A 16,131-nucleotide genomic window follows, 5' to 3' on the forward strand; every position below is an offset into this window, starting at 1 on the left:
CAAATCAAAAAAGATAGATTTGAGTTTTCCATTATAGTTCCGCTACGCAAGGTCTGTCGTGCCTCACAGGATTTACACTGGTAGGCCCACTTGTTTTTGAGCCAATAATGTGATGTGCCGCCACATCTATTGCAGGTGACACCTTCCTTATCGCGTTGTGCTTTATAATGTAAACGACAACTCTCTTCATCTGTGAAATGTACTGTGAATGAAAAAATATCCATAACTTGAATTATTACAACTCATCTAATATAGGATAAATTCCTTAATATTGGAATAATTACGGATATACAAAAACTTTTAAAATGAAAAACAGAAATTTAGCTATAATCATATTATTCGCAGCTAAATCAGCTACAAATCCTTTTAAGCTTAGAAAAGATCATGATACCGTGAGGGTAAAAGATTTAAATGCTTCTGTAGATTTCTACAGAAATATCCTGGGATTAGATCAAATAGATAATGGCGGTCTTGGAGACCATATTAAATGGTTTCGCTTAGGCAATAAGGTTCAACTGCATTTGGTAGAAAGTGATACGGTAGTAGAAAAGAATAAAGGCGTTCATTCTGCTTTTAATACCGAAAACCTATCGGAATTTATGGAGTTTCTAAGAACTAAAAATATTCCTTTTGAAAACGGGAAAGGTGAAAAGGATACGTTTACTAACCGGCCAGACGGGATCAGGCAAATTTACTTTCAGGATTCCGATGATTATTGGATTGAAGTGAATGATAGCAATGTTTAGCCCTTCACTGCATATTCTTCTTTAAGTAAGCCAAGCTCGTCTATGGTCTTTAAAACTCCGTTTTCGTTATTACTGAAAGTAGTTACGTATTTACTTGCATTAATAATTTCAGGATGCGCGTTTTTCATGGCATAGCTATACTTCGCGTTTTGCATCATTTCCAGATCATTAAGGTAATCGCCAAAAACCAGGGTTTCTTCAGGAGAAATATTTAACTCTTTCTGAATTCCGCTTATGGCATTTCCTTTATTGGCGGTTATAGAAGTAATATCTATAAAAACATGTGCTGCTATGGCTACTTTGTAGTCGTTTGTATATTCTTTAAAATGAGGAAAAGTGTGTTCTTCAACCCCATTGAAATTGCAAAAAGTAACTTTTAAGATAGTGTCCTCTACCTCAGTAAGATCTTCAACCTTTTCAATCTTTTTGTAAAATTTATTAATCTCGTCAAAGAAGCTATCGTCTTTACTTTCTATGTAAGCCGAGTTCTTTCCGCACAATACCAAATGAGTATCGGGAAGTTCCCTTCCTATTCTAATGAAATCTAGCGCTGCCGACTTGTTGAGGGAATTCACATAAAGATCTTTTCCCTTATGAACCACATGGGTGCCATTTTCGGCGAAGAAGAGCATTCGGTCTTTAATTCTATCAAATTTGCTTTCCAGATTATAAAATTGACGCCCACTGGCTACCGAGAACATAATCCCTTTTTCATGTAACGACTCTTCTATTTCCCAAAAATCTGGGTGGATCTCGTGTTGGTCATTCAACAAGGTTCCGTCCATATCGGTAATAATCAACTTTATCATAATGCAAATTTAAGCGGCAAATATAAAAGTTTAGAAACCGGAAGCAGTTAAGAAAAGATCAAATGTGCTTTTAACGATATAAGTTTTTATGATATATAAGTTTGATATGCAAATTCTGAAAAGAACTACTTTTTTATTACCAATTCAGGAAAGGATAAACTATTAAGCTAATTTAAAAAAGTACCCAATCTACAATTCCACCTACAATGGCTATAAATATGGCTAACCATAATGAGGGAAGAAAACCTTCTGTTTTAAAGTCAGAACTAAACTGGTCTGCTATTTCAATAATAATGGCATAAGCTATAACCCTGGTAACGAACCCTAATCCCAGGAAATAAAAAATTCCGAAGGTAGCTACATTTAATAATAAGGTGAGTACCCAACTTAACAGAAAACTGAGTAAGCCAATAATTAGGGCTACAATAATTGCAGTTTTAAAACCTTTAAGAACTACTTTGGGCATTATATTAGCTGCGGCCAGAAGCACCAGCGCATCAATTATAATATGGACTACCCATTGCATCATCTGTTAGTTATTTAAGGTTTGTATAGTTAAAGGTAAAAAAAAATGATAAAGATCTATTCAAATCGGTTTTCTAATGTTTCGGGTTTTTGATTGGTAACAAGTTCCCAAATAGCTTTAAAGTTAGCTAATTGTTCCCTTCGCTTAATAGTTTCGGAAGAAGTGTATGCTACCGGGGCAGCTTCAAATCCCTTATAGCTGGTGTCTAAATTTTTAGCGATATAAATACTTCTGGGCAGGTGGAATTTTTGTGTGATCACAATGGCATCTTCAATATTAAAAACGGCCTTAGCTCGAAACATGCTATCATAAGTATCAAAGCCCGAATGATCTAGAATTATAGCTTTGGAAGGGACCCCTTTCTTTAGAAGATAATTCTTTATTGCATTAACTTCATCATAATCATTGGTTCTATGATCTCCACTTATCAAAAAATTTTCAATTTTATTTAGTTCGTAAAGTGTATATGCGGTTTCTACTCGATCTTTGAGAATGGGCGATAATTTACCATCTGCATATACACTGGCTCCCAGAATTATCCCTGTTTTAGCCTTAGGTACTTCTGTGATTTCAGAATAAATAAGGTTTGAAGTTTCTTTTTGGATATAAGCTTCTAACCCAAATACAATTAGGATACTTATAACTACAAAAAGTGCAAAAGCAAGAATTAATTTTTTTAAAAGCTTCATAGGCCTCGCCAGTTATATCACGAAGATAAAGAATAATAGTTTACCTATATGTTTAATTTATAGAGGATATTTTAAGCAATGAATGTGAATGTTTACATTTGAATTTATAAAAAGAATTTTTAGAAAATGACTAATATTAAAGCTTTACAGTGGCGTTATGCCACCAAAAAATTTAACCCGGAAAAAATACTCTCAACAGAGAAGATAAATATTTTAAAAGAAGCTTTTAATCTTACCGCAACTTCTTATGGTTTGCAGCCTTTAAAAATGGTAGTATTACGAAATAAGGAACTTCAGGAAAAATTGAAAAGTGCATCCTGGGAGCAGCAGCAGTTAAATACTGCTTCTCATGTTTTGGTTATTTGTATAGAAAAAAAAGTGGATAAAAACTTTATTGAGCAATACTTTAAAAGGGTAAAACATATAAGGGAAACTCCTGATGAAATTTTGGATCCTTTTAAAAAGTCTTTGGTAGCTAGTTTTGAATCTAAAGCAGAAGAGGAAATACACGCCTGGGCGTTAAACCAGGCTTATTTAAGTTTAGGAACGTTACTTACAGTTTGTGCTACCGAAGAAATTGACGCCTGCCCAATGGAAGGTTTTCAACCCGACAAATATGATGAACTTCTAAATTTAGATGCTCATAATTTAAAGTCGGTTTTGGCTTTACCGGTAGGCTATAGGGCAGGAGACGATATGTTCTCTGAATTTAAAAAGGTACGACGTCCTTTAGATGATGTAATTATTGAAATGAATTAATAATTCGCATACCCAGTAATTTCCAGTCCGTAACCAATCATACCAACACGTTTTGTTTGCTGGCTGTTAGAAAGCAATTTTATTTTGTGAATTTCTAAATCATGTAAGATCTGTGCACCAATCCCAAAATCTTTATTATCCATATTTATAGGCGGAGCTTTTACTTCGCCTTTTTTCTGGCATTCTTTTAATTCGGCAAGTCTGGGCAATAAATTTAAAGATTGTTTGGCCGGATTAATAAAAACTATAGCGCCGCGCCCTTCTTCGTTAAGCGCCCTAAACATACTATCCAGTTTTTTATCGGCATCATTAGTAAGTGTGCCCAGGATATCGTTATTTACAAGTGTAGAATTCATGCGAACAAGAATTTCTTCGTCAGTCTTCCAATTTCCTTTTGTGAGTGCAAGATGAACCTGGCCATTTGTAGTTTGACGATAGGCTCTTAATCTAAATTTCCCAAAACGAGTTTCAAGATCAAAATCTTCCTTTTTTTCAATAAGGGAATCATGCTGCATTCTATAGGCAACCAGGGCTTCAATAGAAACAATTTTAAGATCAAATTTTTGAGCAACTTCCATTAACTGTGGCAATCTTGCCATAGTTCCATCCTCATTCATAATCTCAACAATCACTCCTGCAGGTTCAAAACCGGCAAGTCTTGCAAAATCTATTGCGGCTTCGGTATGGCCGGTTCTTCTTAATACTCCACCTTCTTTTGCTTTAAGCGGAAAAATATGTCCGGGTCTGTTTAAATCTGCCGGACTGGTTTCGGGATCTATAAGAGATTGAATAGTTTTAGCTCTATCTGAAGCTGAAATTCCCGTAGTAACACCTTTACCTCGTAAATCTACAGATATGGTAAAGCCGGTTTCCATAGGATCGGTATTGTTGCTTACCATCATTTCCAGTTTCAGGTTTTTGCAGCGCTCTTCGGTTATAGGTGCGCAAATGAGTCCGCGACCATGAGTAGCCATGAAATTAATCATTTCTGGTGTCACCTTGTCGGCAGCGGCAACAAAATCTCCTTCATTTTCCCTATCTTCATCATCTACCACAATAATTACCTTTCCTTCACGAATGTCATCTATCGCTTCCTGAATGCTGTGAAGTTTAAGGGTATTTTGGGTAGTCGTATCCTGAGCCATGTTATGTTTTATTTTGGGCTGCAAAGATATTTAATCTATTTTTCTTTTAGGCTTAATAATGCCAGCTTTTTTGAGTGCTTTTCTTATAGGCTCGGTAATATTGTCAAAAGCAAAAAGTCCCTGATCTGTAGTAGCCCGGTAAGTAAGGTAGATTCCTAGCGGAAGCATAATTAGCGTAGAGAGCCAGGTAGCCATAAATGGGCTAATACTACCATCTTCTGCACTGTTTTTGGCAAATATTCCTATAAAATGATAAGTAAGAAAAAGTAGAACTGCTACTACCATTGGTAAGCCCATTCCTCCTTTTCTAATAATTGCACCCAATGGGGCGCCAACAAAAAATAGCACTATACAAGCTGCAGCTAAAACATATTTTTCGTGTAATGCAATCTCAAATTTATTGAGTTGCTTAGTAGAATTTTTTAATTCAGATTTTTTAATGTTAAGATGAGAAAGAGCGCCATTTACAGAGCCAAGCGCTAAACCGACTATTTGTATTGCCTGGTATGTATCATATTCTTCAAGAATGGTGTTTTCAATTTCTTTAATAGAATCTGAAGGCTTTACATTCACCGTAATATTATCAAAACTTGTACGTTGGTACATATTTGCGGTCAAAGCTCTTTTTTTTACATTATGAGAGATCGCAAAGGAATCTATACTCTGGCGGAGTTCAGAAATATTTAGCATTCCCTGGGTGTTGCTATAACTTTCATCTTCCAGGTCTACATTATTAAAGTCAGATAGATCCAGGTTTATCGTATATTCTTCAAAATAGCTTTTCATAAAGGGTTTGTCCCTTCGCTTAGAATAATCTGAAGGTTGAACTTCGTTGTAATAATTACCATCCTTTAAAACCAGTGAAAGTACATCAGAATCTGTACTTCCTGCCAGTTCACCTTCTTTAGCCTTAATGACGGTAAAATTTCCGCTTCGATCTGTTTTTTTATGAATAATAACATCGGTAAGATATTTGCCGTTATCGCCACTTTTTTCCTCAACCTTAATATTTATGGTGCCTAAGTCATTAAAAACCCCTTCGGTAATAGCCATTGCCGGTTTTAGTTTAGCAATATTTTTCCGAAGATTTATGGATTTATATTCTGCGGCAGGAATCACATTATTTGCAAAAAAGAAGGCAGTTACACTAACCAATAAAATGAATACAGTTAAGCTACGCATGGCTCGTTGCAGTGAAATCCCGGAAGATTTCATAGCTGCAAACTCATAATTTTCGGCAAAATTACCAAAAGTCATTATGGAGGTAAGCAAGATTGTAAGCGGTAGAACCAGTGGCACCAGTTTAGGGGAAAAATAGAGCAAAAATTTTAGAATAATTTCTGTATCCAAATCTTTTCCCGCCAGTTCACCTATGTACAGCCAAATGGTTTGAAGTACAAAAATGAACATAAGAATTATAAAAACTGAAAAAAACGTTTTTAAGTAACTGGTGAGTATGTACCGGTCTAGTATTTTCAACTTAGTCTAATCTATTGATGTAAAAATTTTCGTAACGAGCTTCTTCAAAAGTAAAAAGGTTTTTAGCCAATTCCTGGTCGGTTTTAAAGCTTTTTACGGTAATGGTGATTTTTGTATCGTTATCCTGGGTTTGGATAAGGTTGTAGATATGTTTGGTTTGGCTGTCAATTCCCAGTAAAATATTCTTAACCTCTGCATTACTGTCTTTGGGAGTTAATTTTACGTATTGAATATTACGGCCATTTACATTTTTAGCAACGTCCATTTCGTAGTTATAACCTTCTTCATAAAAGCTGAACATTTTTGAAGGAGTAATGTTATTTTCTTCCTCTTCAACATAGGTAGAGATATTAATCTCTTCGTCTTCCGGAATAATGGTGTAGACTTTCTTCCCATCAAACATTTGGGTGGTTCCCATAAGATTTAATAAATATTTTTCTCCTTTAATACTTACATCACCGCGAGTTTCCTGGTTTACGTTAGCAGCATTATTTTGAAGGCTATATTTAAAATCGATCACCATATTGTCGTAGGTCTTCACCTTAGACGAGACTTCATTTAGAAGTGCTTCAGCTTTTTTAGAATTTTGTGCTTGCAAGCTTATGGTGAAAATAGCGAGCGCAATAAAAATTAAATTTTTCATTTTAGTAATTAAGGTGTTTTATTCTTCATTTAATAATTGATCTAAGGCTGCAAGATCTGTCACTAAAACCTGCCTGGCTTTACTGCCTTCAAAAGGTCCTACAATTCCCGCCGCTTCTAATTGGTCTATGATCCTACCTGCGCGATTATAGCCTAGTTTTAGTTTACGTTGCAGCAAAGAAGCCGAGCCTTGTTGAGCGGTAACGATCACTTCGGCAGCTTCCCTAAAGAGTTTGTCTCTTTCACTTACATCTATATCAACACCTGTGCCACTATCATCGGCTTCATAGGCAGGAAGTTGGTGTGCTTCCGGATAGGCTTTTTGCGAACCTATAAACTCTGTTATTTTATCAACTTCTGGTGTATCTACAAAAGCACACTGCAGTCTTCTTAATTCATTTCCCTGGGTAAAAAGCATATCTCCACGCCCAATTAGCTGATCTGCACCCTGGCCATCTAAAATGGTTCTGGAATCTATTTTTGAAGTTACCCTAAAGGCAATTCTTGCCGGGAAGTTAGCTTTTATAATACCGGTAATTACATTTACCGAAGGTCTTTGTGTGGCAATGATTAAGTGAATACCAATGGCACGGGCCAATTGCGCTAAACGGGCAATAGGAGTTTCTACTTCTTTCCCGGCAGTCATAATTAAATCGGCAAATTCGTCTACTACCAAAACAATATAAGGTAGGAATTTATGGCCTTCTTCCGGATTTAATTTTCTTGCTTTAAACTTAACGTTGTATTCTTTAATGTTACGAACCATCGCGTTCTTAAGAAGTTCGTAACGATTATCCATTTCTATACAAAGTGAATTAAGCGTGTTAATTACTTTTGTATTATCGGTAATAATAGCGTCTCCTGAATCTGGCAGTTTTGCAAGATAATGACGTTCAATTTTATTAAAAAGCGTAAGTTCTACTTTTTTAGGATCTACCAGTACAAATTTTACTTCAGCAGGATGCTTGCTATAAAGCAAGGATGTTAAAATAGCATTTAATCCAACCGATTTACCCTGGCCTGTAGCACCGGCCATAAGCATATGCGGCATTTTTGCAAGGTCTACGACAAAAGTTTCATTAGAAATAGTTTTCCCTAATGCCATTGGTAACTCCATTTCAGCATTCTGGAATTTTGGCGAAGCGATCACCGAACGCATAGAAACAATGGTTGCGTTTTTATTTGGAACTTCTATACCAATGGTTCCTTTACCAGGTATTGGCGCAATAATCCTAATTCCCAGTGCAGAAAGGGAAAGCGCAATATCGTCTTCCAGGTTTTTAATTTTTGATATTCTAATCCCGGCTTCTGGAACAATTTCATATAAAGTTACCGTTGGACCAACTGTCGCTTTAATTTGGGCGATCTCGATCTTGTAATTTTTAAGCGTATCTACAATACGGTTTTTGTGTTCTTCCAGTTCTTCCTGGTCTACTGTAATACCGCCACCATATTCCTGTAGCAAGTCCAGGGTAGGAAATTTATAATTGCTTAGTTCTAGAGTAGGATCAAATTCTCCAAAATCTTTAACTATTTTATTACTAATCTTATCTTCCTCTATTTCCTCTTCCTCTGTGGTCTCCACTTCCATTTCCACTTCGCCGCTATCTTCTTTTTTTGCCGGTTTAGGCGAAGGAGTAGAGGTTTCTTTTTTTGGAGGTGTTTCTTCCAGTTTTATTTCTGCGGAAGTTTTTTCGGTTGGTTTTTCCTGTTTTGGAGTTACTTGATTTTTCCAATCGGTTTCTTCCTCGGTAGCTGAAATTTCTTCTTTATTTGATTGAAATTCTTTGTTCAGACTATCTTTTTTAGACTTTACAAAACCGCCAATTAATTCGGGTGTAATTTTCAGTCTTAAACTTAGGTACGCTATAAAAAGGAAAAGCATCAATAGTATAGTTCCGAAAAAACCTAAATAATCCTGAAGAAAATCGTTCATTTCATAACCTATTCTTCCACCTAGAAGTGGATTTTCAGCAGCGAAAAAGCCAAAGAAAATGGCTAGCCACAGCATGATTAAAATACCCCAAATCCAGGATTCCCTTAGTTTGGTAGATTTTACGCCAAGAAATAGATGAAATCCGCTGTAGCTTACTAAAATTGAAAGGATAAAAGCGGCAAGCCCAAATCCTTTATACATAAAAAAGTCGCTAACAGAAGCGCCAAATTTGCTTAACCAGTTTTTGGTTTCTACTTCGCGATTTGAGAATTCACCAAGCGTACTTTGATCCACTTCCCAATTAAATAAAAATGAGATGAATGCGACACTTAAAGCCAGGCCGAATAACATTAAAAAACTACCTAAAACTACCTTTTGTTGCCGGTTAAGTTTGAAGGAAAATTTAGTCGACTTTTTCCCGGTGTTTGTTTTAGTCCTGGTTTTCTTTTTGGCCATAGATGATTTGAAGGATTTTGAGCAAAAATACAAATTAGACCCTTCTAAAGTAAAGAAATTTCACTTCAGTTTAGCGAGGGGTAATATATTAGCTTTAACGTTCAAATCTAAGCAATTATTTTTTCAGAAGTAAACCTTAAAATAACACAGAATTTAAATGTTTTAGTTTCTGAAGGCTATACCTAGTATTTTTTTAAAAAATATAGGGAAAGTAAATGAATGCACCAATAATGACTGCCGTAATAGCTGCTATAAAAACTGCGCCAGCGGCAATATCTTTAATATGTCCAATCTTGTTATGAAAATCTGGATGCACAAAATCTGCCATGGCTTCAAGCGCAGAGTTTAAACCCTCAGCAGTCATAATAAGGCCTATAGCTAAAAACTGAAACATCCATTCAGTTTTAGTGATATCAAAGAAATAGCCGGCAATACATATAATTATGGCAAGTACAAATTGCACTTGTATGCTTTGCTCGTGTTTTAGTAATAACCAGGCTCCTTTAATGGCATAGCCGCCTCCCCTTATTCTTTTTCCGAGAAAACTATCTCGCATTATAACAAGGTTTTTAGCGCAGAAAGATAGTCTGGTTCTTCACCTATTTCGGGAACTTGTTGGCTGTGAATAACCTTGCCGTCTTCGTCTAATACAATTACAACGCGTGAAAGCAAAGCTTCAAAAGCGCCATCTATAATTTCCAGGCCATAATCTTTTCCGAAATTTCTATTTCTAAAGTCTGATAGGTTAATGACATTATTTAAACCTTCATCGTTTACAAAACGTTTTTGAGCAAAAGGTAGATCTCGTGAAATGCAAAGTACCACGGTATTATCTAGACTGGTAGCTTTTTCATTAAATTTTCTGACTGAAGTGGCACAAACCCCGGTGTCTATACTTGGAAAGATATTCAAAATAACGCGTTTCCCTTTAAAATCGTTTAAAGTTGCGGTACTAAGATCTGATTTTATAAGTTCAAAATGAGGAACTCTTTCGCCTTTCTCGGGTAGGCTACCATAGGTGTTTATTTTTTCACCTTTTAATGTTATTTGCGACATGGGTATTATTGTTAGATTGGTTTGATAAATTTAGAACATCTGTTTTAGGGATTTACTAAAATTATCATAAAAACAAAGGGCTGCCTAAATATAAGACAGCCCTCTTTAATTTATTATAAAAACGCGATTTTTAACGGTCTATAGAACCAACTACTTTTTGCATAAAGTTGTTACAGGCATCTTTTTCTGGTGTGCCACCATCAATAGAATGCTTAACTTCTACAGCTCCGCATAGATTCGAGATCAATTCACCTATCACATCCATTTCCTCATCTTTTACCGAACGATGTTCAGAATAGCTTTCAAGGACTTCTATGGTATGTTCCAGTTTTTGAGCTTCGTTCTCGCGTGCTAAATGTTTAATTACTGGTAACTTCATTTACTAGGTCTTTTAGAGGTTCAAATTTGTTTGTTTGTACCTGATTAACGAAACTTCCGTTTTTAAAAGTGGCAAAAGTTGGTAGATTATCTACGTTAGCCAGTTTTCTGGATTCCGGATATTTTTCGGCATCTACCATCAAGAACGTTGCGTTCTCATTTTCTGAAGCTAATTTCTTGAATTTAGGCTTCATTAGTCGGCAGTTACCACACCATCCGGCCATATACTGTACCACAACAGTTTCGTTATCTGAAACTATTTCGTTTAAATTATCTTGTTCTAGTTCTTTTATCATAACAATCTCTTTCCCTTTTTTCTTAGTTTAAGCTTAGGTAAGAAGCAACTCCGTCTCTATCGGCGTTCATTGCATCTTTACCTTCTTCCCAGTTTGCAGGACAAACCTCACCTTTTTCCTGTACGTGAGTGTAAGCATCTACAAGTCTTAAGAATTCTGCTACATTTCTACCAAGTGGCATATCGTTTACACCTTCGTGGAATATTTTACCATCTTCATCAATAAGGTAAGTAGCGCGGTAAGTTACGTTGTCTCCTTCTAGAGTAACATCTCCAGTTTCTTCATCATAAGATTCTCCGGTAATATCCAGAATTCCAAGACGAGAACTTAAGTTTCTGTTAGAATCTGCAAGAATCGGATATTTAACGCCTTCTATTCCTCCGTTATCTTTTGGAGTATTTAGCCATGCAAAATGTACTTCTGGAGTATCACAAGAAGCTCCAACTACCATTACATTTCTTTTTTCAAATTCTTCTGCTGCTTTTTGAAAAGCATGTAATTCTGTAGGGCAAACAAAGGTGAAATCTTTAGGATACCAGAATAACAATACTTTTTTCTTGTTCTTCTGAGCTTCTTCCAAAATATTTAATTGAAAGGTATCACCCATTTCGTCCATTGCATTTACACTTAAGTTTGGGAATTTTTTTCCTACTAATGACATATAACTTTTATTTTTATTGGTTTAACTTTTATTGTAATTCGAGTACAAATCTAAGGAATGATTCCGTAGAAAAAAGTTATATAAATTTTAAAATACTATCTAAGAATAAGTTTTTGTTATAGGTGTCGGTTGATTGGATAGAAAAACCCTATTTCAGAAGCGTATTGCTCATTATTGCTGGAATTTTAAGCCGTTTGAGCTTTTGCAGATTGACTTAATTCCTTAATTTTTATGCCGAAAGCAGCAAAAAGCAAAGTCATAAACGGACTCAAATAATTAAAGAAGGCATAACCCGCGTAACTTAGCGTAGGAACGCCTAAAACACCGCTATGATATGCTCCACATGTATTCCAGGGAATTAGTACTGAAGTTACTGTTCCTGAATCTTCTAAGGCCCTACTTAAATTCTCTGGAGCAAGACCTTTGTCCCGGTAAGCTTTAGCAAACATTTTTCCGGGAACTACAATAGCTAAATATTGATCTGAAGCAGTGGCGTTTAAAGCTAAACAGCTAAAAACAGTACTGGCAAATAAACCAAAGGTGGTATGGAATAAATTCAATAAAGCTTTACTAATTCTTGCCAGGGCACCAATTGCTTCCATAATTCCGCCAAAAACCATCGCACAAATAATTAGCCAGATAGTTCCAAGCATTCCCGCCATTCCTCCGGAAGAAAATAGATCATTTAAGTTTTTATTATCGGTTTCTATTGCGGTGTCTACTGTAATAGCCTGCATAACGCCCCGGTAACCGCTAATAAAATCAAGATCTGTAGTTCCTGCTATTTGCGCTACAATTCCTGGTTGAAAAAACAAGGCAGCAACCGCGCCTAAAAGTGTTCCTAATAATAAAGCGATTAATGGTGAGGTTTTTTTAACGATCAATGCAATTACAATTGCCGGAACAAGGAAAAGCCAGGGGCTAATAGTAAAGGACTTTTCTATAGATTTTAAAATAGCAGAAGTATCTGTAGTTCCTGTAGTATCTAAATTAAAGCCTATGATGACGAAAATAATTATTGTTATAGTGATAGTAGGAACCGTGGTTAAGGTCATATACCGAATATGCGTAAACAAATCTGTTCCAGCCATAGCCGGAGCAAGATTGGTAGTATCACTTAAAGGAGATAATTTATCACCAAAATAGGCTCCGGAAAGAATTGCACCCGCAGTCATTCCCACTGAGATTCCTAAAGCTTCAGCTATTCCTATTAATGCAATACCAACGGTTGCTGAAGTAGTCCAGCTACTTCCAGTTGCGACAGAGATAACAGCACAAATAACCACACAGGCCGCTAAAAATATTGTTGGATTTAATATTTGTAATCCGTAGTAGATCATGGTAGGAATAATCCCGGAAATTAGCCAGGTTCCGGCTAAAGCTCCCACCATTAAAAGAATAAGAATAGCACCGGCCGTACTTTGAATGTTTCCGGCAACCTCATCTATCATTTTATCGTATTCCACATTGTTGAAGTAACCCACAATGGCCGCAACCGCTCCACCTAATAATAATACAAATTGATTGGAACCACTTAAGGAATCGTCTCCAAAAACAAAAACATTAAAAGCAAGCATTGCGATAAGCGCAAAAACCGGAATTAATGCCGGCCAAATACCGAGTTCTTTATTTGTAGGAATTTGTTCAGTTTGAGACGGGTCTTGGTTTTCCATTAAGTTTTTGGATATATTTTTTAAAGCCTGTTTTAAAGGTTTTAATTGTATTTATTTTAATCAATTTTTCACTTTCGCCTGTAATTTTACGATTTTACACGAAAATGAGCAAGTTTTCTCTAAAACTATAAATTAATTAAAATTTATAGCCAAGGCCAAGTTGAACCCCAAATGTGGTAAGTTTTTGATGATTACTTTTTTCTTCAAAAGGAATTACAGAATACCTTCTAAAATTAGGATTTATATAAATACTAAAATTGTTAAACGCATATTGGGCGCCCAGGCCAAAACCTACGCCAATCCCTGCCTGTGGATCTATAGATTTACTCTCTGAACCTTGAAAATCCATCACCGGCCCACCATTTACAAAGAAATGATCTAAAAAAGTATAATTGGCAAAAATAGGAATAGAAGTGGTTTGTAATTCTTCGCTGCGGGTAGTTTGTTCAGGCATTGGAGCAGAAGTAATCAAAACATCGCCGCGCCAGTAATTTATACCGGTTTCTAAGGCTAGATTCTCTGTTACATCTAGTAAATATCGAAATCCGAATTCATAAGAGTTTTCAATCTCATAACTTCCACCGCCAGTAAGTTCATCGTTTCGAAGCAATTGGCTATCAGTTATTCCAAAATACAGGCGTACTTCATTTTGGGTTTGTGAAAAAGCGCTAAGGCTAAAAAATGCGAGAAATAGGGGAAGGAGTAGTTTTTTCAAAGTTTTTTTTGTGAATATACAAAAAAGAAAAAGTTCGAATATACAGTCTTTAAACTCAACTGTATAATCGAACTCTTTAGTAATATAGAAACTCCTAACCTAAAACTCCTACTTCCTGCATGCAGGATTTCATCATCTTATAGGTGCGTTCTATATCGTTATCCAATCCAATCGAGAAGCGAATTAATCCGTTGCTTAAGCCCATTTTTTCCTGCTCTTCTATTGAGATTTCAGAAGAAGTAGAACTTCCTGGAGCGCTAAAAAGGGTTTTGTAAAAACCTAAACTTACCGCGAGGTAACCCAGGTTTTTATCCTGCATTAATTCCATTAGTGCATTGGCCTTATCCAGGCTACCAACATCTATCGTCAATAAACCTCCAAACCCATAATCTTCATTCATCATACGCTTAAAGGTCTCGTGACCGGGATGATTCTTTAACCCAGGGTAAACTGTTCTTAGGCCGTCCTCCTGGAATTTTTCAGCCAAAAACATGGCGTTTTTGCTATGTTGCTTAATTCTAATGTGAAGTGTTCTTAAGTTTTTTAAAACCGAAGCCGCCCGCATACTGTCCATCGTAGGGCCAAGTAGCATGTTTGCGCCATCATTCACACTGCGAAGTGCGTTGATGAATTCCTGGCTTCCGCAGGTTACACCTCCAACAGTATCGCTACTACCGTTTATAAATTTAGTTAAGCTATGAATTACCACATCGGCGCCCAATTCTTTGGGACTAATGGAAAGTGGGGAAAATGTATTATCTACTACAAAAGTAAGCTGATGTTTTTTTGCGATTTTAGCCAGAGCTTCAATATCGGCCACTTCAAGCAACGGATTACTTACAGCTTCGCAATACAAAACTTTGGTGTCTTTGGTGATCGCTGCTTCAACCTGTTCAAGATTGGTGATATCTACAAAGGAAGTTTGAATATTAAACTTCGGAATAAAATTCTTCATAAATGCATAAGTCCCACCATATACAGTTCTGCTGGAAACAATATGATCGCCGGCCCGGCATAGTTGGAGTAGGGCAGAGGTAATGGCTCCCATACCACTGGCCGCCACATTTGCGGTTTCAGTACCTTCCATTGCGGCAAGCGCTTCGCCCAAATATAAATTTGAAGGAGAAGAGTGGCGGGAATAAAGATAGCAACCCTCTGAATTGCCTTCAAAAGTATCAAACATTGTTTTTGCTGAAAGAAAAGTATAGGTCGAGGAATCGGAGATTGAAGGGTTTACACCTCCATATTCTCCAAAATATTGAAGGTCCTGGATATTATCGGCAGGTTTATATTTCATCTTTATCAAGTTTTAATTTGATATAAAATTAGTTTTATGAAGAATTAAAATCAATAGTATTGGTTTTATTTAGTAAATAAAACTGTATAAATTGTATTTCGTAGAATTAAAATCTATATTTAGTTCATATTAAAATTAGTTTAGAAAATTTTTCATTCTGAAATAAGCATAATCTTACTGAAAATGTATTTGTCTATGAGGTATATTATATAGCGCAAATCAAAAATAATTAAAGCCTAATATGAAATTAGACCAAAAAGATCTTCAAATATTAAAGCATCTGCAACAGGATAGTAAAATGACTAATAAGGAGATTGCTAACAAGCTGGAACTTTCGGTTACTGCTGTTTTTGAACGTATAAAACGACTGGAACGGGAGGGGATAATTTCAAAGTATGTAGCCATTATTTCTCCCGATAAGGTAGAAAAGAATTTTATGGTTTTCTGCCAGATAAAACTTATTCAACATTCCAGGTCTTATTTAACAAAGCTTGAAACCGAAGTCACAAAACTTACTGAAGTTTTGGAATGTTATCACGTAAGTGGTGAGTACGATTATATTTTAAAAGTTCTGGTAAAAGATATGGAAGCCTACCGGGAATTTATGGTTACTAAACTCACCAACCTTGACCATATTGGAAGTACCCAGAGTACTTTTATAATTTCACCGGTAAAAAGTACAACGGCTGTACCGCTTTAGTTCAATAATTAAATAAACAGTTATTTCGTCAATTAAATAAACTTATATTAAAGGAGTAGGTTTTATGTTAGTATTTATTGGTCTCAAAATAGGGATTTAAACCCTGCAATTTTATTGCAGAACTTTAGTATTGCGAAAAAATCCATATTTTCGGACTATGAGTTATCA

19 protein-coding genes are annotated in these 16,131 nt (G+C 35.9%); 3 read left to right on the top strand and 16 right to left on the bottom strand.

Annotated elements, in window-relative coordinates; translation table 11 throughout:
* Nucleotides 1-224 (bottom strand): transposase (locus B5X51_RS15600; protein WP_139374913.1); only part of this gene is annotated, 224 nt, incomplete at its 3' end.
* A gap of 81 nt (nucleotides 225-305) precedes the next feature.
* Between B5X51_RS15600 and B5X51_RS15605 the strand changes: the two genes are divergently transcribed.
* Nucleotides 306-746: a VOC family protein gene (locus B5X51_RS15605; RefSeq protein WP_079722123.1), complete on the top strand. Its 441-nt coding sequence runs from the start codon at nucleotides 306-308 to the stop codon at nucleotides 744-746.
* Here B5X51_RS15605 and B5X51_RS15610 read toward each other — a convergent pair.
* The 3 genes from B5X51_RS15610 to B5X51_RS15620 form a co-directional block, all read right to left on the bottom strand.
* Entirely contained in the window at nucleotides 743-1,555 is an 813-nt protein-coding gene (locus B5X51_RS15610; protein ID WP_079722124.1) for an HAD family hydrolase, read from the bottom strand. The genes B5X51_RS15605 and B5X51_RS15610 overlap by 4 nt on opposite strands.
* A gap of 172 nt (nucleotides 1,556-1,727) precedes the next feature.
* A complete protein-coding gene (locus tag B5X51_RS15615; protein ID WP_079722125.1) occupies nucleotides 1,728-2,084 on the bottom strand; it encodes a phage holin family protein in 357 nt (118 codons plus the stop codon).
* Between the two features lie 53 nt (nucleotides 2,085-2,137).
* Nucleotides 2,138-2,770 carry a SanA/YdcF family protein gene (locus B5X51_RS15620; protein WP_079722126.1) on the bottom strand — a complete coding sequence of 211 codons (633 nt, stop codon included), beginning with the start codon at nucleotides 2,768-2,770 and terminating at the stop codon, nucleotides 2,138-2,140.
* A gap of 126 nt (nucleotides 2,771-2,896) precedes the next feature.
* On the opposite strand from B5X51_RS15620, the gene B5X51_RS15625 reads away from it, so the two are divergent.
* On the top strand, nucleotides 2,897-3,529 hold the full coding sequence (locus B5X51_RS15625; RefSeq protein WP_079722127.1) for an NAD(P)H-dependent oxidoreductase: 633 nt from the start codon (nucleotides 2,897-2,899) through the stop codon (nucleotides 3,527-3,529).
* Here the strand turns inward: B5X51_RS15625 and ribB are convergent.
* The 12 genes from ribB to B5X51_RS15685 form a co-directional block, all read right to left on the bottom strand.
* Nucleotides 3,526-4,674: a 3,4-dihydroxy-2-butanone-4-phosphate synthase gene (ribB, locus tag B5X51_RS15630; protein ID WP_079722128.1), complete on the bottom strand. Its 1,149-nt coding sequence runs from the start codon at nucleotides 4,672-4,674 to the stop codon at nucleotides 3,526-3,528. The genes B5X51_RS15625 and ribB overlap by 4 nt on opposite strands.
* A 30-nt stretch (nucleotides 4,675-4,704) precedes the next feature.
* Nucleotides 4,705-6,153 (bottom strand): LptF/LptG family permease, encoded by a 1,449-nt coding sequence (locus B5X51_RS15635; protein WP_079722129.1) that lies wholly within the window; start codon nucleotides 6,151-6,153, stop codon nucleotides 4,705-4,707.
* A 1-nt stretch (nucleotide 6,154) separates the two neighbouring features.
* Complete coding sequence (locus tag B5X51_RS15640) at nucleotides 6,155-6,796, bottom strand: outer membrane lipoprotein periplasmic chaperone LolA1 (RefSeq protein WP_079722130.1); 642 nt, start codon at nucleotides 6,794-6,796, stop codon at nucleotides 6,155-6,157.
* An 18-nt stretch (nucleotides 6,797-6,814) separates the two neighbouring features.
* Entirely contained in the window at nucleotides 6,815-9,187 is a 2,373-nt protein-coding gene (locus B5X51_RS15645; RefSeq protein WP_079722131.1) for a DNA translocase FtsK, read from the bottom strand.
* A gap of 193 nt (nucleotides 9,188-9,380) precedes the next feature.
* Nucleotides 9,381-9,743 (bottom strand): diacylglycerol kinase, encoded by a 363-nt coding sequence (locus B5X51_RS15650; protein WP_079722132.1) that lies wholly within the window; start codon nucleotides 9,741-9,743, stop codon nucleotides 9,381-9,383.
* Nucleotides 9,743-10,243, bottom strand: a complete 501-nt coding sequence (gene tpx / locus B5X51_RS15655) for a thiol peroxidase (RefSeq protein ID WP_079722133.1) — start codon at nucleotides 10,241-10,243, stop codon at nucleotides 9,743-9,745. Before tpx ends, B5X51_RS15650 begins: the two co-directional genes overlap by 1 nt.
* Before the next feature lie 130 nt (nucleotides 10,244-10,373).
* Entirely contained in the window at nucleotides 10,374-10,622 is a 249-nt protein-coding gene (locus B5X51_RS15660) for a DUF6952 family protein (RefSeq protein WP_075327298.1), read from the bottom strand.
* On the bottom strand, nucleotides 10,603-10,917 hold the full coding sequence (locus tag B5X51_RS15665; RefSeq protein WP_079722134.1) for a thioredoxin family protein: 315 nt from the start codon (nucleotides 10,915-10,917) through the stop codon (nucleotides 10,603-10,605). Before B5X51_RS15665 ends, B5X51_RS15660 begins: the two co-directional genes overlap by 20 nt.
* 22 nt (nucleotides 10,918-10,939) lie before the next feature.
* On the bottom strand, nucleotides 10,940-11,578 hold the full coding sequence (locus tag B5X51_RS15670) for a peroxiredoxin (RefSeq protein WP_079722135.1): 639 nt from the start codon (nucleotides 11,576-11,578) through the stop codon (nucleotides 10,940-10,942).
* Between the two features lie 185 nt (nucleotides 11,579-11,763).
* Entirely contained in the window at nucleotides 11,764-13,251 is a 1,488-nt protein-coding gene (nhaC, locus tag B5X51_RS15675) for a Na+/H+ antiporter NhaC (RefSeq protein ID WP_079722136.1), read from the bottom strand.
* Between the two features lie 136 nt (nucleotides 13,252-13,387).
* Nucleotides 13,388-13,966, bottom strand: a complete 579-nt coding sequence (locus tag B5X51_RS15680; protein WP_176132775.1) for an outer membrane beta-barrel protein — start codon at nucleotides 13,964-13,966, stop codon at nucleotides 13,388-13,390.
* 94 nt (nucleotides 13,967-14,060) lie between these two features.
* Complete coding sequence (locus tag B5X51_RS15685; protein WP_079722138.1) at nucleotides 14,061-15,263, bottom strand: aminotransferase class I/II-fold pyridoxal phosphate-dependent enzyme; 1,203 nt, start codon at nucleotides 15,261-15,263, stop codon at nucleotides 14,061-14,063.
* 241 nt (nucleotides 15,264-15,504) lie between these two features.
* On the opposite strand from B5X51_RS15685, the gene B5X51_RS15690 reads away from it, so the two are divergent.
* Nucleotides 15,505-15,963 (top strand): Lrp/AsnC family transcriptional regulator, encoded by a 459-nt coding sequence (locus tag B5X51_RS15690; RefSeq protein ID WP_079722139.1) that lies wholly within the window; start codon nucleotides 15,505-15,507, stop codon nucleotides 15,961-15,963.
* Nucleotides 15,964-16,131: the final 168 nt, after the last annotated feature.

The sequence above is a fragment of the Salegentibacter holothuriorum genome (assembly GCF_900168045.1).
GTDB classification, from domain to species: Bacteria; Bacteroidota; Bacteroidia; order Flavobacteriales; family Flavobacteriaceae; genus Salegentibacter; species Salegentibacter holothuriorum.